Source organism: Agrobacterium albertimagni AOL15 (assembly GCF_000300855.1).
In the GTDB taxonomy this organism is placed as follows: domain Bacteria; phylum Pseudomonadota; class Alphaproteobacteria; order Rhizobiales; family Rhizobiaceae; genus Allorhizobium; species Allorhizobium albertimagni.
Genome location: NZ_ALJF01000006.1, coordinates 279,357 through 300,386, shown reverse-complemented (window position 1 = coordinate 300,386; position 21,030 = coordinate 279,357). Strand labels below are relative to the sequence as shown.

Genomic DNA, 21,030 nt, shown 5'->3' with positions numbered 1-21,030 from the left:
AATTCGCTATTTGCGAATTTGGTTGTCGAGACCGGGGTTGAGGGGTAGGATGTGCGGGACGTTGTTTACAGCAAGGATGCCATTCGTAGCTTGAACCGGATGCCGGCAAACGAGGCTCGACGTATCCGGTCGAAAGTTCTTCAGTATGCCACCGACCCGGCTTCACTCGCCAACAATGTCAAGAAACTACGGGACAGTCGCTACCATCGCCTGCGGATCGGGGACTGGCGCGTGATCTTCCGTGAAGACGGAACCGTCGTCGACGTGGTGCGTGTCGCAGCGCGCGGTGAAGCCTATGAGGGAGAGCTCTGATGACGATCGCATCATCGTTTACGACGCCAGATGGCGAAGAGATGATCGTACTCAGCCGCAAGGACTACGAAGCGCTTATCGCGCGTATCGAGGATCTGGAAGACAGTCTGGCTGTCGCCGACTTCGAGAGGAAGCTTGCTGCGGGCGAGGAAGAACTGATCCCTGCCGAGTACGTCAACCGGATGGGGGAAGGTGAAAGTCCGATCCGCGTCTGGCGCGATTTTCGTGGCATGGCGGCCAAGGACCTTGCTGCAGCCGCCGGAATCAGCACCGCATATCTGTCAGAGATCGAAACCGGGAAGAAGGACGGCAGTGTAGCAACCCTGAAAGCAATCGCCGATGTCTTGAAGCTCGACCTTGATGACCTCTACTGGCGGCACGAGGACAGGAAGGTCGCAGATACCGCATGAACCGTCTCCTCGAAGCCGAACTCATCTACGGCCGTCTGCTTGCGATCCGCGAGCCGCACCTTGTTGCGCGCTACAACAAGGCGCTCGCGGCCTTCGACCTGCCGCAGACCAATCTCACCGAATTCTATATCGATATCACCGGCTTTTCGCCGCAGGTGGCGGCGGAGCTGGGTGATCCCGACTATCTCGACCCCCTGAAGGTCAACCGGCGCTTCATCATCCTGACCCCGGAGCAGGACAGTCTGCCGGTGGTGCATACGAGCTTCTCCAACACCGCCGGCCTGATGCACGAGTTCTTTTCGGCGAACGCCCGCGCCATTCACGCGATCACGCTCAAGGACACGCTCTATGGAGAGATCGAGGACAGTGTCTCCGAGGTGAAGACGCTCGATGACCTGCTGTCGATCAACGAGGTGAAGTTCAAGGTGTTGTCGGCCGAGGACCTGCTCGGCAAGGCGGGACAGCTCCGGCAGCTCTGCGACGCGCTGGTGACGAGCCCGGATGCCTGGCGTGACGACGCGATGCTGGAGCGCATGGTGTCTCTCGCGAAAGAGACCGGCGACATCAGGCAGAACACGCTGGTCCCGGACAAGCTCGTCTTCCGCCACGATGCCTTCTGGGCCGATCATTTCGGCGGGGTCTTCGTCTTCGTCGATGAGAAGATCACCACGGTCATCTGCGATCCCCAGGCCCCGGGCTTTCGCCGGTCGCGGCCCTGGCAGGTGAGCTACATCTCGATCGACGACACCGCTCAGGTCGCCGATTTTCTGGCACGCACCGGCCGGCTCGAATTGCCGCGGGCAAGCTGGGTGGAAAGCTCCGGCCTTTTTGCCCACCGGCTGGAGATGGCGCTTCTGTCGGTCGCCGCCACACTCGATCCGGTGCCGGATCTGACGCGCATCGATGCGGTCTGGATGCAGACTTTTCTGCACCGGAACGCCAAGGCGATCAGCGATCGCGGCATCTATCCGCTCTTGCAAGAAGCGTTGCGGACGCTTTCGCGTACGGGAAATCTGAGGATGGCGGATATCGACCCGAAACTTCGTCTTTGGCTGGTGCGCGCCGAGCCTGATCATCCCGACCAGTGGCTGACAAACCGGCTGATCGCGCATCTGACACCAGAGGACTTCGTCTCGCGCTTCGTCTTCGACAAGCAGGGCTTCTATCGTGCCTATGACCAGTATCCGGAAGCCTATCGCGATTATGTTGTATCCCGCCTGTCCGACACTTATCTGAAGGACAAGCCCGCCTTCCGCAAACGCCTCTACGGCCTAGGAGATGACCATGCTTGACCCGATCATCGCGTTTTTCCAGCGCGTCTTTGCCGCGATCGGTCGCGGCATCGGCATGGTGGTCGCGTGGTTTCTCTGGCCGTTCCTCGCCGCCCATGGCTGGTATCGCGACCGCAGCTGGATCATCAAGGGACCGATCCTCGGCGTGCTCGTGCTGCTGGCGATCTTCTACGGCCAGTTCATCTATCGCACCCAGGTGTGGCACGGCTTCGATCCGGCTTTTGTGCAGGCCTACAAGTTCGAGGAGCGTACCGTCCCGGCTGGTACAGCACTGCCAGGGGAAGCCAACCGATGCCAGGATTCGGCGATCGTCACCGTGGCCGCTGCACTCACCGATCAGAATGTGAACCAGAACAGCTGGATCTCCTCGACACTGCTCTACAAGCTCGGATTCTTCAGCCTGGATTGGGACAATACGCCGTTCATGGACAACAAGGCTGCGTTCCAGCGCGGCGTCAATCAGGTGGTCCGCCGAACGGCCATCCAACTCGCCGACAATCTCGGTCGCGTGCGCGGCACCTCGGGGATCAACAACGACCTGCAGAGTGCTCGCGGCAATATCCAGTTCAACGAGACCACCTGGTATTTCGGGACCAACCCGTTTGGCTTTAAGACACCGACGCCGAGCTATTACCGCTCCGCCGTGTCCAGCTGGAACAGCTTCAACACATCGCTTTCGACCTGCGAGTCGGTATTCGATACGCGCTCTGACAACCTGCTGCAGTTGCTGGACGGCATGGCGAGCGATCTCGGCAATACGTCCGATATTCTGCGTCGCCGTTCCGAGGAGTTCAATGCGGGCTGGTTCGACACGCGCGCCGATGACCGCTTTTGGTTCTCCTACGGCCAGCTCTATGCGCAATATGCCCTGCTGCAGGCGACGCGTACCGACTTCAGCGGCGTCATCCGTGATCGCAATCTGACGGCCATATGGACCGAAATGGAGCGGCAGTTGCAAGCGGCTCTGCGCATTCAGCCGGCGATCATCTCGAACGGCAGCGAAGACGGGTGGATCATGCCGACGCATCTGGCGACCATGGGCTTCTATATCCTCAGGGTTCGCTCCAACATGGTCGAAGCCCAGTCGATCCTCGATCGCTGAGGCGGCGGGGCCTTCTGTCTAAACCGAATGCGAAAGGGCCCGGTCGAGAGACCGGGCCCTTTCGTTTCAAGTCGCTTGGTGCGATCAGTTGATGATCTTCATGCGGATCGCCTTGGCGACCAATTGCGTGCGGTTGACGCAATCGAGCTTGCGGATCGCATTGGTCATGTAGGCGTTCACGGTGTGGTCCGAGAGCGAGAGGATCTGGCCGATTTCGAGCGAGGTCTTGCCCTGCGATGTCCAGCGCACGACTTCGAGTTCGCGTGCCGACAAGACGTTGGAATTGCCTGCCGTGCGGCGCAACCGGTCGAAGACATCGAAGGCCTGGATGCTCAGCATAGACAGCTCGTTGATCTCCGGCATGGCCAGCGGGCTGCGATCGCCGTCATAGCGGACGACGAAGCGGCTTCCGTCGACGGAATTCATCGAAAAGAGAATGCCGGTGATCAGCCGGTATTTCAGCATCAGGGCAGAAAATTCCGGCGGGCAGTCAAATGTCGGGGCCGACCCATCCGGTCCGATCGTCCAGGCATTGTGCATGATCGACCGGCTGATATGCGTGACTGTCGGGCAGTGTCTGAGGAATTCGAAACGATCGAATTCTCGGCAAAAATCGGCCGGAAGCGTCGTTTCCCGCACCAGCGGGCCGAGCAATTTGTCCTGGGCCGTGGGCGCGGCTGCCAAGCTCACATAATCAAGGCCATATTCACGCGCTGCTCGGGACCAACTGTCCATCAGCTCGGCGCGGCTCTGACAGCTCCCGATATGCTCGCTCAAGAGTGCCTGTCTTTCTGGAAACATCTTATCAATTTCGAAAGTTGACATCAATTCGGAAGTTTAAGACCAATATATCAGTCCAAACGAAAAGCTAGCAGTTTTTCGGGGTCTGTCACGATTAATATGACTAATGTCTGACCGCTGCCGATCAAAATGGCAAGGGCCTGTTAGCCTGATGTTCAAACGGGCAGGGCCGACACGGCCTTCACCTCTTCCATCACCGCGTAGGTGTGGGTTTCGCGCACGCCCGGAAGGGGCAAAATGACCTCGGAGAGGAATTGCCGGTAGGCCTCCATGCCGGCGACCCGTGCCTTGACCAGATAGTCGAAGCCACCGGCAACCATGTGGCATTCCATCACGTCGTCCGATCGCTTCACGGCGGCCGCGAAGGTGTCGAAAACATCCGCCGTGGTGCGATCGAGCTTCACCTCGATGAAGACCAGGAGATTGCGTCCGAGCTTCTGGGGTGAGAGCATCGCCATATAGCCGGTGATGTAGCCTTCCCGGGTCAGGCGGCGGACCCGCTCCGCGGTCGCGGTGGGCGAAAGGTTCACCCGTTCGGCAAGCTCGATATTGGTCAGGCGACCCTCGGCCTGCAGGGCGCGGAGGATCTTGCGGTCAAGGCGATCCAGTTCTTTGCTCATTCTCTGCCAAACTCCATTTCTCTAGTGAACATGCCAGAGAAGTGACCAAAGAATAGTGGGAAAGTCGGTAAATCCGAAGATATGTTGCGGATACCACGGAGGTGATAATGATCAAGCCAGCCACAACCGATTTCCCGCGCTTCGAAGCCCCCTATGCCGGCGACGACGACCAGCTCATTCGCCATTTCGCCTCGCGCCTGTCGCTCTCGGAGAGTCAGAACGGCGCCATCGACCGGCGCGCCACGACCTATATCGAGGCCATCAGAAACAATTCCGGCTCGGTTGGCGGCGTTGAGGACTTTTTGCGCGAATACGGTTTGTCGACCCGTGAAGGTCTGGCGCTTATGGTGCTTGCCGAAGCGCTCTTGCGCGTGCCTGACGCGCTCACCCAGGACCGTCTGATCGAGGACAAGCTGAAGGAGGGCGGCTGGAGCGAACACGAGGCCCATGGCGACAGCTGGTTCGTCTCGGCCTCTGCCTGGGCGCTCGGCCTCTCCGCCCGCGTCATCCGTCCGGGCGAGACGCCTGAAGGCGTCATGCGTGGTCTCGTCAAGCGCCTTGGCCTCCCTACCGTACGCTCGGCCACCAAGCAGGCCATGCGCTTCCTTGGCCATCACTTCGTGCTCGGCGAAACCATCAAGGACGCGCTGTCGCGGGCAGCCAAGAGCGAGGAGCGCGGTTATCGCCACTCCTTCGATATGCTGGGCGAAGGGGCGCGGACGGCCGACGACGCCAAGCGCTACTTCCAGTCCTATGCCATGGCGATCGAGGCGATCGGCGCGCGTATGGCGAAACACGGCAAGAGCCAGCAGCTGCCAAACCGCATGGGCATTTCGGTCAAGCTGTCTGCGCTGCATCCGCGTTATCTCGCGACCCACCGTGAGCGCGTCATGCGCGAGCTGGTGCCGGATCTGTTGAAGCTCGCCCAGATGGCGAAGGCGCATCAGCTCAATTTCACCGTCGATGCCGAGGAAGCCGATCGTCTGGAGCTTTCGCTCGATGTGGTCGCCGCCGTCTTTGCCGATCCCTCGCTCTCGGGCTGGGACGGCTTCGGTCTTGCAATCCAGGCCTATCAGAAGCGCGCGCCGCAGGTGATCGATTACATTGACGGCCTTTGCCAGCAGTATGGTCGCCGGATGATGGTGCGTCTGGTCAAGGGCGCCTATTGGGACACGGAAGTGAAGCGCGCCCAGGAGCGCGGCCTCGATGACTACCCGGTCTGGACCCGCAAGCAGGCGACGGATCTCTCCTATCTGCATTGCGCGGCGAAGCTGATGGAAAAGCGCGCCCGCATCTTCCCGCAGTTTGCCACCCACAATGCGCTCACCGTATCGACAATCATCGAGCTTGCCGGTGCCGATCGCTCCGGCTTCGAGTTCCAGCGCCTGCATGGCATGGGTGAGGCACTCTACGATACGCTGCTGTCGGGCAATGATCGTATTGCCTGCCGTATCTATGCGCCTGTCGGCGGCTACCGCGACCTGCTCGCCTATCTCGTCCGCCGCCTGCTCGAAAACGGTGCCAACTCCTCCTTCGTCGCCGTTGCCGGTGACAAGAATATCCCGGTGACGGCACTTCTGGAGCGGCCGACCGAAAAGCTCGGCCTCGGCAATGGCCAGAGCGCCCGCCACAGCCAGATCCCCATGCCGCTCGGTCTCTACAGTGACCGCCGAAACAGCGCCGGCTTCGAATTCGGCCATCGCGACAATCTCGAGCGGCTGATGGCCCGCATCGGCCAGCCGTTGCCTGAGATCGCGGCGCGTCCGCTGGTTCCGGGGGCAACCGGCGCGACCAGCGACGAGGCCGTGCTGTCGCCGGCCGATCGCACTCACAAGGTCGGGACCGTGCGCAATGCGACGCCTGCCGATGTCGACCGCGCCTTTGCCGCCGGCCGCCAGGGCTTTGCCCGCTGGTCTCGGACCTCCGTCGAGGAGCGCGCAGCAACGCTGGACAAGCTTGCCGACCTGCTGGAGGCCGATCGTGACCGTCTCCTGGCGCTGCTTGCGCTCGAAGCTGGCAAGACGCTGGACGACGGCGTTGCCGAAATCCGCGAGGCGGTCGATTTCTGCCGCTATTATGCAGCCCAAGCCCGTAAGCAGTTCGGCGAGGCCGAAGTCATGCCGGGCCCGACCGGCGAGCTCAATCGTTTGTCCTGGCGCGGTCGTGGCGTCTTCGCCTGCATTTCACCGTGGAATTTCCCGCTCGCCATCTTCCTCGGCCAGGTCTCGGCTGCCTTGGTCGCCGGCAATGCCGTTCTCGCCAAGCCCGCGCCGCAGACGCCGCTGATTGCTTTTGAGGCGGTCAAGCTCTTCCACAAGGCAGGCGTTCCGGAAGACGTACTGATGCTCATGCCCGGCGGCGGTGACGTCGGGGCCGCGATGGCCGCCCATCCGCAGCTCGCCGGCATCGCCTTTACCGGCTCGACGGGCACTGCGCAGGCGATCAACCGGACGCTGGCTGCCAAGGACGGTCCGATCGTGCCGCTGATTGCCGAAACCGGTGGCCTCAACGCCATGATCGTCGATGCGACGGCGCTTGCCGAACAGGTGGCCGACGATGTCGTGATGTCCGCCTTCCGGTCGGCCGGCCAGCGATGCTCGGCGCTCCGCATCCTCTATCTGCAGGAAGACATTGCCGATGGCATGCTGGAGATGATCGAGGGAGCGGCCCGCGAGCTCAATCTCGGCAATCCGCTTGAGATCACCACCGATATCGGCCCTGTCATCGACGAAAAGCAGAAGGCGATGCTGGAGGCTCATATCGCCGAGATGAAGCGGAGCCAGAAGGTGCGCTATGCCGGCAAGGTGCCGGCCACTGGCAATTTCTTTGCCCCGCATATCGTCGAGCTCGATCGTCCCGAAGCCTTGACCAAGGAGATCTTCGGCCCCGTCTTGCACGTCGTGCGCTGGAAGGCAAAGGCACTCGACCAGGTCATCGCCTCGATCGATGCCACCGGCTACGGCTTGACGCTCGGTGTGCACAGCCGCATCGAGGCGACGATCCGCAAGGTCACCGACGCGCTCGACACCGGCAATATCTATGTCAACCGCAACATGATCGGCGCGGTTGTCGGCACCCAGCCCTTCGGCGGCTCCGGCATGTCCGGCACCGGCTTCAAGGCGGGTGGCCCCGCCTATCTCAGCCGCTTTGCGGTCGAGCAGGTGATCTCGGTGAACACGGCCGCTGCCGGCGGCAATGCGAGTTTGATTGCGATCGGCGAGGGGTGAGGGCTTCAATCCAGCGCCTGCCGGTCGCCGCATCGCTCCCCACCTCCCTCGTCTTGGGCGGTGGGGTCTTGCAAAAGTCAGCAGCCCCTGCCATTCCTTGCGAATAGACGGGGGTGGCCGAGTGGTTGAAGGCAGCAGACTGTAAATCTGTCCTACCGAAAGGTAGCGCGGGTTCGAATCCCGCTCCCCCCGCCATCTGATCTGCGCACGTGTGGCCAACTGCTTTTGCCGTGAACGAATCTCGGAGCGCCTTCGCCAATTTGATCTCCGCGAAATACAACGTGATCGCATTGCCCCCATCATGAACTGAGACGACATCGCGCAGCACATTCGTTTGCGGCGGTGCCAGGCGCATGGGGTTCTGCTGGCGCGCGGAAGCGGCGCCAAACTTATCGCCGCCGCAAAGCCTTTTAGACAGACTCATGATGCTTCCTTAAATCTTGCATACCGATCAGTGCCTGGCGTAGCGTCAGCTGTGTATGCTGGGGGGGCGGATGCCCAGAGAGAGAAGTGCCGTGTTCTGGCATGGCTGGGGACTTGCGTGGGGCTTCGCTTTTGGCGTTGCCTTTGCCGGATTCGTGTATCTGGGATCGGCTGGCGCTGACGCAGTATGGTGCGCAGCCGATGATAGGGGTAATTGCCTGCGAGAGTGGATTTCCGCACTCGGAGGATGGGCTGCAGTTGCTGCTGCCGCGCCTACGATCTACTACCTTTCGAGGCAAGTGACCGCGGCTGCGACCCATGAAAAAGTCAATTTTGCCATCGCGAGCCGCGCGAATTTGTCTCTTGCTTCGGCTGCGCGTCAAACAGCGATCGAGGTTCGCTATCAAGTACGCCTCGTTCGCCAAACTCTTGGAAACTCTGGCATGACTAGGCCTCGGCAGGTCAATCACGTTCGTGCTGTCTGCGAACTCGCGTCCGAATGGTTCAAGCGACCTGTTTTTGCAGAGTTCGAGGCGCGCATCGGTTTTGCTGATGCGACGACCGTGGCTACCATAACCGTTTACCTGGATGGCCAGGTCAGCCATATGAAAGATCTTGAGATTCAGGCTCTCGAGGGATTGTCGGTTAAAGAATTCGAAATGCTGATGAAGCGACTCGACGGCGCGATGAATATCGCGGACAAGTTTGCGGAAGCCACATGCGCAAGCGCTGATACCTTCATTCAGGAAATCAACCGCTTGGGGTCTCGTCTCGCCTAATAAGTGGAGGTATGGGGCGTTTTCCGACATCTTCATGGTCTCGTGCCCTCCGTGGTGGCGAGAAGCTTCTCTTCGATGAAGTCATAATCTTCTTTGTGCGCAGCCGGATGCGACGAGAACTCGAAGGTGTAGCCGCGAATGCCGTCCGCGATCTCGACAGCCAAGGCGCGGCAGTCCACCCGCAAATGAGGGGAGGGTGTGGTGTCGCATTCACCTCATCCCCTTCGCTGTGAAAAAAGTCCTCTAACCTGCTTGCCAGCCGAGCTGCGTCGTCCGATCTTCTCGGCACACATAAGGGGCAGGGACACATGACCGTACCATCCGACATCGAGATTGCGCGCGCAGCGAGGAAAAAGCCGATCCAGGAGATCGGCTGCAAGCTCGGCGTCCCCTCCGAAAGCCTCATTCCTTACGGCCACGACAAGGCGAAGATCTCCGCCAGCTTCATCAAAGGGCTGGCGGATCGTCCTGATGGCAAGCTGATCCTCGTGACGGCGATCAACCCGACACCGGCAGGTGAGGGCAAGACGACGACCACCGTCGGGCTCGGTGACGGCTTGAACCGTATCGGCAAAAAGGCCGTCATCTGCATCCGCGAGCCCTCGCTCGGCCCCTGTTTCGGGGTGAAGGGCGGGGCGGCGGGTGGCGGTTATGCGCAGGTCGTGCCGATGGAGGACATCAATCTCCATTTCACCGGTGATTTCCACGCGATCACCTCGGCCCACAATCTGCTGTCTGCGCTGATCGACAATCACATCTACTGGGGCAACGAGCTTAACATCGACACGCGCCGCATCACCTGGCGCCGGGTCATGGACATGAACGATCGGGCGCTGCGCCAGATCGTGACGTCTCTCGGCGGCGCGTCCAATGGTTTCCCGCGCGAGGCGGGCTTCGATATTACGGTCGCGTCCGAGGTCATGGCGATCCTCTGCCTCGCCACAGATCTCGAAGACCTGGAGCGGCGCCTGGGCGCCATCATCATCGGTTATCGGCGCGACAAGAGCCCTGTCTTTGCCCGCGACCTGAAGGCCGATGGCGCGATGGCGGTGCTGCTCAAGGAGGCCTTGCAGCCGAACCTCGTGCAGACGCTCGAAAACAATCCGGCACTCGTCCATGGCGGCCCCTTCGCCAATATCGCCCATGGCTGCAATTCGGTGGTGGCAACGAAGACAGCGCTGAAGCTCGGCGACTATGTGGTGACCGAGGCCGGCTTCGGCGCGGATCTCGGCGCGGAAAAGTTCTTCGACATCAAATGCCGGAAGGCCGGGCTCACACCCTCGGCCGTCGTCCTCGTCGCGACCGTCCGGGCGCTCAAGATGAATGGCGGCGTCGCCAAGGACGATCTCTCCCGCGAGGATGTCGCAGCCGTCGAGCGAGGTGCCGTCAATCTGGCGCGGCATCTGGAAAACCTCGCCAAGTTCGGCGTGCCGGCGGTGGTGGCGATCAACCATTTCACCACGGATACCGATGCCGAGATCGCCGCCGTCAAGGCGGTGGCCGAAGGTCTCGGAGCAGAAGCCGTGCTCTGCCGGCACTGGGCCGACGGCGCGGCGGGGATCACCGAGCTTGCGGAAACGGTCGTGCGGATCGCCGAGACGCCGTCGGCGTTTCGTCCGCTCTATCCCGATGCCATGCCGCTCTTTTCCAAGATCGAACGGATCGCAGCGGAGATCTACAGGGCCGGCGAAGTGACCGCCGACAAGGCGGTGCGGGAGCAACTGGCCGATTGGGAGAGGCAGGGCTATGGGGAGTTGCCGGTTTGCATGGCGAAGACGCAATATTCCTTTTCCACCGATCCGACGTTACGCGGCGCGCCGGAGGGGCATGAAGTGCATGTGCGCGAGGTCAGGCTGTCGGCCGGCGCCGGGTTTATCGTCGCCATCACAGGCGAAATCATGACCATGCCGGGCCTGCCGCGCACCCCATCTTCGGAAAAGATCCGGCTCAATTCCGACGGCGCCATCGAAGGGCTGTTTTAGCCGGCCCTGAAAATCACCACTGAAATCTTGTGGTATTTCGGTCACGTCCGAGCGCGTGATAATTCATGATAAAAAGAATCATGTTTTATATCTTGACGATTGTAATCATGTTTTATACGGCATGATTACGGCGGGAACAACGTCTCCGCCACGTTTTTGACGCAATCACATCCGGCCGACCCGCTTCCGCCTTCGGAAGCGGGAACCCTTTCCTGCGGCCATCGAAAGGACGATACCCATGCGCTCCCGGTCCCTCCGCCCCATCTTGCTCACCTGCACGGCGCTCGCGGCGATCACTTCGCTTGCGCCTGCCCAGGCGCAGACTGCTGCAACGACCACGACGAATGCTGAGGAGACGCAACTGCAGACGATCGTAGTCAAGGGTAAGCGGGCACCGGCCGGGTCCGTTGCGGATACGCCGCTGGCGACCGAGACGACGGCGGAGGACATCCGGAAGAAGGAAATCAAGGACCTGAGCGACCTCGGCAATACGACCGAAGCCGGGATTGATTTCATCAAGTCGAAGCCCGGCAGGACCGGTGGCTTGTTCATCCGCGGCCTGACTGGCCCGCGTGTCGCCGTTCTGGTGGACGAGATTCCGGTTCCCTTCCTGCAGACCATCGCCCGCAACGGAGCGGGCTCACCGACGACAGGCATCAATGGTCAGCCAGACAGTTTCGACGTGGATTCGCTCGGTGGACTGGATGTCCTGCGCGGTGCCGATTCTAGCAAGGTCGGCTCTGGCGCGCTCGGCGGCGCGCTCGTTGCCCGCACGCTTGAGCCGGAAGATCTGATCGCCGAGGGGCGCAATTGGGGCGGTGTCGCAAAGACCGGCTATGACAGCGAAGACAAGAGCTTCAGCAACTCCCTTGCTGTGGCCAAGCAGGTGGAAAACACCTCGGTGCTCTTCCAGGGCTCCTACACGCGCGGCCACGAGACAGACAACCAGGGTACAGCGGACATCTACGGTAGCTCGCGCACCGAGCCCAACCCTATGGACTTCGTCCGCAACAACCTGCTCTTCAAGTTCCGCCACAAGCTCGAGGGCGGTCACACCGTCGGTCTGACCGCAGAGCGTTACGACTACACCAGCGACAGCATTCTCAAGACGCTTCAGTCCTCCACCTTCACCAGCACCACGGCCGCTTCTACCTTCCGCCCGGACGGCTATTTCGGCTGGGATGACGTCCGGCGCGAGCGTGTGTCCCTCGATTACTTCTACGAGGCACCTTCCACCGACACGCTCATTCAGGCCGCCAGCCTGCGTCTTTACTGGCAGCAATTGAGCAAGGATGCCGGATCCTTCGGTCTGCGCAACAGCGGTGCGCAATATCTCCGCGCCAACTCGGCAGAGGAACAGGATTTCGGGGTGATCGGCTCGCTGGTCTCCGAGTTCGACACCGGCACACTCAGCCACCAAGTGCGGTTGCGCGGCAATGCCACCACCTTCGAAACGCACCAGTTCATCTCGGCCTTCCCGGCCTCGGCGACCGTTGTCTCGCAGTCCGATGCACCCGATGTCGACGGCGTCACGCTCGGCTTCTCGATCGAGGACCAGATCACCTTCGGCGACAGCGGCTTCTCGCTCACGCCGGGCATCCGCTTCGACTTCCACGACTATGAGCCGCAGGATTCGGCCGCCTATCGTGGCAATACCGGCTACAACGCCTTCGGCCTTCCGAAATCCTTCAGCGACAGCAACTTCTCGCCGAAGCTTCTGGCCGAGTATCAGCTGAACGAAAGCGTGGGTGTCTTTGCCCAGTGGGCAATGGCCTATCGTGCACCGACCGTGGACGAGCTCTACGGCAACTTCACGAACACGCTGGGCGGCTATGCCAGCATCGGTAATCCCAATCTCGAAGCTGAGACCGGGCATGGCTTCGAAGTGGGTGCCAAGTGGAACACGGGTGATTTCAACGGCAGCGTGACGCTGTTCCACAATATGTACGACAACTTCATCAACAACGTGACGCGCGTTGGCGTGTCGCCACAGCCGGCAAGTCTCTTCACCTACGAGAACGTCCGTGATGCCCGCATCTCCGGTGCCGAGATCAAGACGCGCAAGGATTTTGCCAACGGCTTCTTCGCGGAAGGCTCTCTGGCGGTTGCCTATGGCGAATACGGCGATACCAACGCCCGGCTGCGCAGCGTGGCTCCGCTCAAGGCGATCCTTGGCCTCGGCTATCAGCAGGAAACCTGGGGAACGCAGCTGACCGGCATCTTCTCTGCCGCCATGCCCGATGACAACGTCGCCAACACGTTCGATGCCCCCGGATACGGCGTCTTCAACTTGTCCGGCTGGTGGGAGCCGGAGGCTGCGAAGGGGCTGCGCATCCAGGCTGGCGTCTACAACATCTTCGATAAGACTTATTGGAACGCCGTCGGCGTGGAATCGGTCAACCCGAATGCGGCGAGCTCGGCCAACCAGCCGACGGCCTTCTATTCTGAGGCGGGAACGACCTTCAAAATCTCGCTCACCCAGAAGTTCTGAGCGAGACAGACTCCAGTGCAGGGGCGGCGCAGCGATGCGCCGCCTTTTTTCATGGCGTCACCGGCAATAGCGGTAGCCGCTTTTCCGCTTGATGACGTCGAGATGCATGTGGTCCTGGTGGGTGGCGTCGCTGCCGGGGGAGAGCACCGTCGTGAAGTAGAGGCAGGCGATGGCGTTGAAGGCGCGCTGGAAGGCAGCCTCCGCCGTGCCGTCATCCTGCTTTGCGATCATGACAGGCTCCTCTTCGTCGCCGAAGCGCAATGCTGCAATGTCGATCGCATTGCCATAGGCGTGCTCCGACACCTTGCCGGTCTCCTGGCTATTCCTGTTGCGACAGACATAGCCGGAGGCGTGACGGATGGCGGTAAGCTTCGGCTTGTCGGGGAAAGCGGCCTCTGCCGCCGGTTTCAACATGTCGCGGGTCATGCGCGCCAGCTGCAGTGCCGCTTCGCACCGAAAGGTCGCCTCCGGCTCCAGCGCGACGTCCGGAAGCAGCTTGGTCAGCGTGATCGGGGACGCGATACCGCAGCCATCGGCGTCATCAATGGCCTTGTCTGTCTCGAAGCGCGCGCCAATCGCCTTGAGATCGGCAAGGCAGGCGGCAAGAGCCTTCGGGTCCTCGACAGGCGGCGGCGGATCAAGGGGAGCGGTTTTCTGCTCATCCCCATCAGGCTCGGACACGTCGCCCGGCTTATCCTTTGCCGCCTCCGTTTTTGCAGGGCTCGACGGCTTCGCGCCTTCCTCTGTATCGGCCGCCGTCTCGGGCTTGCTCTGCGGTGTAGGAGCCTCCAGCGGGGTGGCCGTTTGGGTGCCGTCTGTCGCTTTCGTCTCTTCGTCTGGTGCCGACGTCGTCACCTCCGGTCGCATTTGCGGCAGGGGGCCGCGCGAGGGCAGGGTGAACCCGGTCGCGATCGGCCAGGCCAGCAGGAGACCGACCAGTGTCGGCGCTATCGTCTTCGTCATCTCGTCTTCCTGTTCCCCAGTCCCCGGGTCGAAAAGGCGCGAGCCGTCGAAAAGTTCATCTTCAGAGCATGGCAAAACGCCCTTGCTAAGGCGGCGGCTCCACGGTATTCGTTGGCGCATGAAGATCGTTTCGAAGACCTTTGCTTGGTGGTGGGCACGCTGACGCGGCCTTGACCAGTCATGTCTTCTCGACGATTGACCCCAAAGCCGCCCGGAAAATCTCCTGAGGCGGCTTTTTTGTATTCAAGGCGCCGGGAGAGGGCCTCGAAGAACGGAAAAGGACAGACATGTCGACGATTTTGCAGGAAGACGGCTCGGAAGCCTATCAGACCCGCGGCGGTGTGACCGTCACGCGCAAGCGCCGGCCGACGCCCTATGCCGATGCCATCTCCACCTATGTCGACAAGCTCGACGAGCGGCGTGGCGCTGTCTTTTCCTCCAACTACGAATATCCGGGTCGGTATACCCGCTGGGATACGGCGATCGTCGATCCGCCGCTCGGCATTTCCTCATTCGGCCGCAAGGTCTGGATCGAAGCCTATAACGGGCGTGGCGAAGCGCTGCTTTCGATGATCGCCGAGGCGCTCGCCTCCGTGGACGATCTCGCGCTCGGTGCCCGCACCGCCACCCGCCTCGATCTCGACGTCAAGCCGCCGTCGCGTGTGTTTACCGAAGAAGAACGCTCGAAGATGCCGACGGTCTTTACGGTTCTTCGCGCGATCACCGCACTCTTCTATTCGGAAGAAGATGCGGCCATCGGCCTCTTCGGTGCTTTCGGCTATGATCTCGCCTTCCAGTTCGACGCCATCGACCTGAAGCTCACCCGTCCCGATGACCAGCGCGACATGGTGCTCTTCCTGCCGGACGAGATCCTCGTCGTCGACCACTATTCCGCCAAGGCCTGGATCGACCGCTATGACTTCACCAAGGGTGATGTCACGACCGTCGGCCAGTCGGAAGAGATCGCGCCCGAGCCCTTTGTCCACACCGACACGATCCCGCCACGTGGCGATCATCGTCCGGGCGAATATGCCGAGCTGGTGACCAAGGCCAAGGAAAGCTTCCGCAAGGGTGACCTGTTCGAGGTGGTTCCCGGTCAGAAGTTCATGGAACGCTGCGATAGCAAGCCATCGCAGATCTCCAAGCGGCTGAAGGAAATAAATCCCTCGCCCTATTCCTTCTTCATCAATCTCGGCCATCAGGAATATCTCGTCGGTGCCTCGCCTGAGATGTTCGTGCGCGTCAATGGTCGCCGCATCGAGACCTGCCCGATCTCCGGCACCATCCGCCGCGGTGCCGACCCGATCGAGGATTCGGAGCAGATCCTGAAGCTCCTCAACTCCAAGAAGGATGAGAGCGAGCTCACCATGTGCTCGGACGTCGACCGCAACGACAAGTCCCGCGTCTGCGAGCCGGGCTCGGTCAAGGTCATCGGTCGTCGCCAGATCGAGATGTATTCGCGCCTCATCCATACCGTGGACCACATCGAGGGCCGCTTGCGCGACGGCATGGACGCCTTTGACGGCTTCCTCTCCCACGCCTGGGCCGTGACGGTCACCGGTGCGCCAAAGCTCTGGGCCATGCGCTTCATCGAGAAGCACGAGAAGAGCCCGCGCGCCTGGTATGGCGGTGCCATCGGCATGGTCGGCTTCAATGGCGACATGAACACGGGGCTTACGCTCCGCACCGTGCGCATCAAGGACGGCATTGCCGAAGTCCGCGCCGGCGCCACGCTTTTGAACGACAGCGACCCGCAGGAAGAAGAAGCCGAAACCGAACTGAAGGCCTCCGCCATGATTGCAGCGATCCGTGACGCCAAGAGCGGCAATGATGCCTCCTCCAAGCGCGGCGTCGCCCGCGTCGGCGAGGGGATCAACATCCTGCTCGTCGACCACGAAGATAGCTTCGTCCACACGCTGGCCAACTACTTCCGCCAGACGGGTGCGACCGTGAACACGGTGCGCACGCCGGTGCCGGAAGAGATCTTCGACAGCTTGAAGCCCGATCTCGTCGTGCTCTCGCCAGGCCCCGGCTCGCCAACCGATTTCGACTGCAAGGCGACGATCAAGAAGGCGCGGGCACGAAACCTGCCGATCTTTGGCGTCTGCCTCGGTCTCCAGGCGCTCGCCGAAGCCTATGGCGGCGAGCTGCGCCAGCTCGCCGTTCCCATGCATGGCAAGCCGTCGCGCATCCGCGTGCTCGAACCTGGCCTCGTCTTCTCAGGCCTCGGCAAGGAAGTGACGGTCGGCCGCTACCACTCCATCTTCGCGGATCCGGCAACGCTGCCGCGTGAATTCATGATCACCGCGGAAAGCGAAGACGGCACGATCATGGGCATCGAGCACGCGAAGGAACCGGTCGCCGCCGTGCAGTTCCACCCGGAATCGATCATGACGCTCGGCGGCGACGCCGGCATGCGGATGATCGAGAATGTCGTGGCGCATCTCGCAAAACGGGCGAAGGTGCAGGCGGCTTGAGGATTGGGGTGGGGCGCGGCTGGAAACGGTCGCGCCTATCCGCTCAAATATCCTCCTGCCAATCTTCCCGACCATGGCGAACACGAACGATCAGCACGCCGCCGCCGTCTTCGGTCAGGTAAATCACCAGGTGTGCTCGGTAGCGCTGAACCCGGACCGGCGGCGACAACTCGCTTCTCTGTCGGGCCATCTCAGGCGTCGATGCGATCAGCTCGAAAAGGTCGAATAGGCCGTTGTGATAGGTTTGGGCTTGCCGAATGCCCCAGCTACGGATGCCGATCTCGGCAATCTCGATGATGTCGGCTTCTGCTTCGCGTGTCAGCCGATAGGTCATGCTCAGCCGCTGCCCGCGGTCCTTGCTTGCTGTCTGGCGGTTTCGAATAGCTCATCGGCTGTCCGGTCACCCACGCCACTTGCCAAACCGGCGTTTACCGCTGTCTGCATGGCCGCAATCTTCGCCGACCGTTCTTGATCCCGACGGATCAGATCCGAAACATACTCGCTGGAATCGGCATATTCGCCGCTTTGCGTCTTGCGACTGATCCACTCTCTGAGATTTTCAGAAATCGCGATGGTGATCGTCGACATGGTCGTCTCCGTGTCTTTCAGGCCTGAGTATCCCAAAGCGTCCGAGACTCTGCAAGGTCGCTCCGATGGGTCGGTTTTTGACGCAGCCTCGATGTCTCGGTTGATGGTGCCGCGCTCCGTTTCGAACACCGTGTTGCGACGTCGGATAGGTGGCTATCGAAAACCTGACGATTTTCATCTCGGCAATCAGGCCGCACGTTGAACTGGTTACGCGGCTCTCGGCTCGATCCGCTTCAATTCGTCCTCAATCTCGCGCCGCCGCTGCATGAGGTCGTAATCTGCCTGCAGTCCGAGGAAGAAACCTTCGGAGACGCCGAAATAGCGCGCCAGCCGTAGATCCGTGTCTGCGGTCAGCGAACGCTTGCCGAGCACGATTTCGTTGATGCGGCGAGGGGGCACGTTCACGGCGCGCGCCAGGGAGTTCTGGCTCAACCCCATCGGCTTCAGGAAATCCTCGAGCAAAATGTCCCCCGGATGCGGGTTGGGCAAAAAATCAGTCATGATAGTCGACGATCCCGACATCGCTTGGTCCTCCGTCATTCCAGGTGAAGCAAATGCGCCATTGGTCGTTGATCCGGATGCTGTGCTGGCCGAGCCGATTGCCCTTCAATGCTTCCAGCCGGTTTCCTGGCGGCACGAGGAGATCGTTCAGGTTCCGCGCACTGTTCATCAGGCGCAGTTTCCTGAGCGCCACAGCCTGTATGTCCGGCGGAAGTTTTCGGCTTCGCTGACCGGACCAGATGCGTTCAGTCTCGGCATCCGCGAAACTCTGGATCATAATCCACTATAACGCAGTGCGTTATGGCCTGCAAGGAGGGCATTGGCCCATGCCTTCACCCGTCCTTCTCGAATAATGATAAAAACTCTCATGATTTTTTCATCCCCCTGAAAAATCCTGCTGACCCGATCGTTTTTCGGTTGGCAGCCTGCGTCAGGAGCCGGTGGTCTCAACGGTTATGCCCCGTCGTTTGACGGCATCGCTGAGCGTTGAACCCGGCAAAACGGCCGCATGCGCGCGCAGCCTCGGGTTCGAGGACTGCGCTGTGCGGCAAGGCTCGGACGCTGCTGATCGTGTTTTGGTAACAGGGGATTTTTATGCACATGTCGAGGGGAACTTACGCGCGAAGCCTGAAGGCGAGCAGGCGGAGCATTGTTGCAGGCGTTTCGCTTCTGGCGATCTCGGTCGTTTCGGCGCATGGCCAGGATGCGACCAGCGAAGACGGCGCTAACGAGAACGGGGATACGAGGCTTGCGCCGATCGTGGTGACGACGACGGCCGAAGGCCAGCCGCCGGCCACGGGAACGGTCGGCCAGCCGCCGGAGGCCTATGCCGGTAACCAGGTGGCCAAGGGTGCCCGCCTTGGCGCGCTCGGCAACCGTTCTGTCATGGAAACGCCGTTCAGCATCACGGCCTACACGGCAAAGCTGATCCGTGACCAGCAGGCACGCACGGTCGCCGACATCACGCTCAACGACCCCTCGGTGCGCGCTGATGCGCCTGCCTTCAGCGAGCGCGATTCCTTCTTCATTCGCGGTTTCTCGGTGGTCAATCTGGACGTGCTCTATGACGGGCTGCCCTATATCGCCAATCCGCGTCGCAGCTACCTGGAGGGGGTCGAGCGGGTCGAGGTTCTGAAAGGCCCGACCGCCTTCGTCAATGGTGGCATCGGCCGTGTCGGAGGCACGATCAATCTCATCCCCAAGCGCGCCGGCGACGAACCGCTGACCCGTCTGACGACAACCTATATCAGCGACGGGCAGTTCTGGAACCATCTCGATGTCGGTCGCCGCTATGGACCGGCGGGCGAATGGGGCATTCGCGCCAACGGTTCCTATCGCTTCGGCGATACCGCCATGGACAGTAACGAGATCAAGGTCGGCGTTGCCTCGCTCGGTCTCGACTACGAGGGCGAAGACGTGCGTGCCTCGCTCGATCTTAGCCATACGAACCAGAAGATCGATGCGCCGACATCGCTGTTCAATGCGGCGGCCTCCGGCATCACGATCCCGGATGCTCCCGATGGCCGCATCAACACGGCGAGCCCCTTCGAATATCACGACAGCACCCACAGCATGGCGGCTGCCCGTGTCGAATATGATCTGCTCGACAACACGACGCTCTATGCCGCTGTCGGCGCCAGCCGCTATCGCGAGGATTTTCTCACATCGTCCTACACGATCAACAATGTGAACGGCAACGCCACCTCGGAACTCGCGATCCAGCCGCAGCAGATCGACGGCTATTCCGGGGAAATCGGCATCCGCTCCGAATTCGAGACCGGCCCCGTCAACCACAAGGTCAATCTTTCGGTCCAGAAGAGCCTAAACGAGAACTACCGCGGCGGCTTTGCGCCCGGTGCACTCGGACTTCCCGGATCCTATTCGACCAACATCTACAACCCGAGCTACCTGCCCGGTAGCGCCGTGACCAGTCTCAATCTGCCGACGTCGGACAATCTGCCGCTGTTTGCGGACCTCTTGTCCACCAGCATCGCGTTTTCGGACACGCTCGGCTTCTTCGACGAGCGTCTCGAAGTCACGCTCGGTGGTCGCTACCAGGAAATGCGCCAGAGAGGCTTCAACACCCGGCCCGATCGCGGGACGGTCGGCGTCCAGAACTATTACTATGACGAAGCCCGTTTCAGCCCGGCCGTCGCTGCCAATCTGCGCCTGATGGACGGTCTCTCGCTCTATGCGAACTATGTCGAGGCGCTGACTGAAGGGGCGATTGCGCCGGCCACCGCCGCCAATGCCAATGAGGTCTTCCGACCCTTCGTCAACGAGCAGAAGGAAATCGGCGTCAAGTATGACCTCGGCTCCGTGGCCCTGACCGCTGCGCTGTTCGAAATCCGGCAGGCGAGTGGCTATACCGATCCGGGCACCAACACCTATGGCGTCGACGGCCTTCAGGTGAACCGCGGTATCGAATTGTCGGCCTTCGGCGAGCCGATCGACGGCCTGCGTCTGCTGGGTGGTGTCACCTTCCTCGATGCGGAACTGGCAAGAACCCGCAATGGCACCTTCGACGGCAACGACGCCCCTGGCGTGCCGAAGACGGTCGTCAGCTTGTACGGCGAGTATGACCTGCCATCGATCGAGAACCTGACGCTCACCGGCCGCCTCGTCTATAGCGGCAATACCTTCTACGACCAGGCCAACACGCAGAAGGTCGATGGCTGGACCCGCGTCGATCTCGGTGCACGCTACAAGTTCGAACGGGAGAACGGCAAGCCGATCGAAATCCGGGCGAATGTCGAGAACGTGTTCAACGAGAACTACTGGGCATCGTCCGCGCGTGGTTTCCTCGCGGCCGGCGCACCCCGGACATTCATGCTCTCCGCCTCCTTCGATTTCTAAGCGTTGATACCACCGTGACGATTGGATTGGCCGCGCCTTTGACGGCGCGGCCTTTCGGTCCTGTGCAGAGAGCATCTCCTGCCTTGACCTTTCCTCAACCCTTCGGCATTACGCTCACACTTCAACGAACCGCCCGCTTTGCCGGGCGGTTTTGTCGTTTCTGGAATTGCGTCTGCAATTCACTCGCATCTGCAGGGAAAAAGGCC

General features: G+C 61.2%; 18 protein-coding genes. 10 read left to right on the top strand and 8 right to left on the bottom strand.

The genetic code is table 11. The features are described from left to right. Positions 1-51: 51 nt before the first annotated feature. The 4 genes from QWE_RS08490 to QWE_RS08475 are packed head-to-tail and all read left to right on the top strand — an operon-like array spanning position 52 to position 3,116. Positions 52-312 (top strand): type II toxin-antitoxin system RelE family toxin, encoded by a 261-nt coding sequence (locus QWE_RS08490; protein ID WP_040299753.1) that lies wholly within the window; start codon positions 52-54, stop codon positions 310-312. After that, entirely contained in the window at positions 312-722 is a 411-nt protein-coding gene (locus QWE_RS08485; protein WP_006725697.1) for a helix-turn-helix domain-containing protein, read from the top strand. Before QWE_RS08490 ends, QWE_RS08485 begins: the two co-directional genes overlap by 1 nt. Next, the gene (locus QWE_RS08480; RefSeq protein WP_006725696.1) at positions 719-2,014 is read left to right on the top strand and encodes a DUF6638 family protein; all 1,296 of its coding nucleotides are present in this window, start codon (positions 719-721) and stop codon (positions 2,012-2,014) included. The genes QWE_RS08485 and QWE_RS08480 overlap by 4 nt, the downstream gene beginning before the upstream one ends. After that, positions 2,007-3,116 (top strand): DUF2333 family protein, encoded by a 1,110-nt coding sequence (locus tag QWE_RS08475; RefSeq protein ID WP_006725695.1) that lies wholly within the window; start codon positions 2,007-2,009, stop codon positions 3,114-3,116. The genes QWE_RS08480 and QWE_RS08475 overlap by 8 nt, the downstream gene beginning before the upstream one ends. 84 nt (positions 3,117-3,200) lie before the next feature. Here QWE_RS08475 and QWE_RS08470 read toward each other — a convergent pair whose 3' ends face one another. Both QWE_RS08470 and QWE_RS08465 read right to left on the bottom strand, forming a co-directional pair. Then, complete coding sequence (locus QWE_RS08470; protein WP_083872865.1) at positions 3,201-3,917, bottom strand: helix-turn-helix transcriptional regulator; 717 nt, start codon at positions 3,915-3,917, stop codon at positions 3,201-3,203. Between the two features lie 155 nt (positions 3,918-4,072). Then, positions 4,073-4,537: an Lrp/AsnC ligand binding domain-containing protein gene (locus tag QWE_RS08465; protein WP_006725693.1), complete on the bottom strand. Its 465-nt coding sequence runs from the start codon at positions 4,535-4,537 to the stop codon at positions 4,073-4,075. A 107-nt stretch (positions 4,538-4,644) separates the two neighbouring features. Between QWE_RS08465 and putA the strand changes: the two genes are divergently transcribed. Then, on the top strand, positions 4,645-7,764 hold the full coding sequence (gene putA / locus QWE_RS08460) for a bifunctional proline dehydrogenase/L-glutamate gamma-semialdehyde dehydrogenase PutA (protein WP_006725692.1): 3,120 nt from the start codon (positions 4,645-4,647) through the stop codon (positions 7,762-7,764). Between the two features lie 515 nt (positions 7,765-8,279). Further along, positions 8,280-8,966, top strand: a complete 687-nt coding sequence (locus QWE_RS25235) for a hypothetical protein (protein WP_006725691.1) — start codon at positions 8,280-8,282, stop codon at positions 8,964-8,966. Positions 8,967-8,998: 32 nt separating this feature from the next. On the opposite strand, the gene QWE_RS25890 is transcribed toward QWE_RS25235, so the two are convergent. After that, a complete protein-coding gene (locus QWE_RS25890; RefSeq protein ID WP_276306991.1) occupies positions 8,999-9,130 on the bottom strand; it encodes a hypothetical protein in 132 nt (43 codons plus the stop codon). A 144-nt stretch (positions 9,131-9,274) separates the two neighbouring features. On the opposite strand from QWE_RS25890, the gene QWE_RS08445 reads away from it, so the two are divergent. Both QWE_RS08445 and QWE_RS08440 read left to right on the top strand, forming a co-directional pair. Then, positions 9,275-10,948, top strand: coding sequence for a formate--tetrahydrofolate ligase (locus QWE_RS08445; RefSeq protein WP_006725690.1), 1,674 nt, complete (start codon positions 9,275-9,277; stop codon positions 10,946-10,948). 238 nt (positions 10,949-11,186) lie between these two features. After that, on the top strand, positions 11,187-13,439 hold the full coding sequence (locus tag QWE_RS08440; protein ID WP_006725689.1) for a TonB-dependent hemoglobin/transferrin/lactoferrin family receptor: 2,253 nt from the start codon (positions 11,187-11,189) through the stop codon (positions 13,437-13,439). Between the two features lie 57 nt (positions 13,440-13,496). Here QWE_RS08440 and QWE_RS08435 read toward each other — a convergent pair whose 3' ends face one another. Then, positions 13,497-14,402, bottom strand: a complete 906-nt coding sequence (locus QWE_RS08435; RefSeq protein ID WP_006725688.1) for an extensin family protein — start codon at positions 14,400-14,402, stop codon at positions 13,497-13,499. A gap of 287 nt (positions 14,403-14,689) precedes the next feature. Here QWE_RS08435 and QWE_RS08430 point away from each other — a divergent pair, with 287 nt between their 5' ends. Beyond that, complete coding sequence (locus tag QWE_RS08430) at positions 14,690-16,879, top strand: anthranilate synthase (protein WP_006725687.1); 2,190 nt, start codon at positions 14,690-14,692, stop codon at positions 16,877-16,879. A 43-nt stretch (positions 16,880-16,922) separates the two neighbouring features. Here the strand turns inward: QWE_RS08430 and QWE_RS08425 are convergent, their stop codons facing one another. The 4 genes from QWE_RS08425 to QWE_RS08410 all read right to left on the bottom strand — a co-directional run bounded on the left by QWE_RS08425 (position 16,923) and on the right by QWE_RS08410 (position 18,245). Then, a complete protein-coding gene (locus tag QWE_RS08425; RefSeq protein ID WP_006725686.1) occupies positions 16,923-17,213 on the bottom strand; it encodes a type II toxin-antitoxin system RelE/ParE family toxin in 291 nt (96 codons plus the stop codon). A gap of 2 nt (positions 17,214-17,215) precedes the next feature. Continuing rightward, positions 17,216-17,467, bottom strand: a complete 252-nt coding sequence (locus tag QWE_RS08420) for a type II toxin-antitoxin system ParD family antitoxin (protein ID WP_006725685.1) — start codon at positions 17,465-17,467, stop codon at positions 17,216-17,218. Positions 17,468-17,674: 207 nt separating this feature from the next. Next, positions 17,675-17,968 carry a HigA family addiction module antitoxin gene (locus QWE_RS08415; RefSeq protein ID WP_006725684.1) on the bottom strand — a complete coding sequence of 98 codons (294 nt, stop codon included), beginning with the start codon at positions 17,966-17,968 and terminating at the stop codon, positions 17,675-17,677. Then, entirely contained in the window at positions 17,961-18,245 is a 285-nt protein-coding gene (locus tag QWE_RS08410; protein ID WP_006725683.1) for a type II toxin-antitoxin system RelE/ParE family toxin, read from the bottom strand. The genes QWE_RS08415 and QWE_RS08410 overlap by 8 nt, the downstream gene beginning before the upstream one ends. Before the next feature lie 317 nt (positions 18,246-18,562). Between QWE_RS08410 and QWE_RS08405 the strand changes: the two genes are divergently transcribed. Then, positions 18,563-20,824, top strand: a complete 2,262-nt coding sequence (locus QWE_RS08405) for a TonB-dependent receptor (RefSeq protein WP_006725682.1) — start codon at positions 18,563-18,565, stop codon at positions 20,822-20,824. The last annotated feature ends 206 nt before the right edge of the window (positions 20,825-21,030 follow it).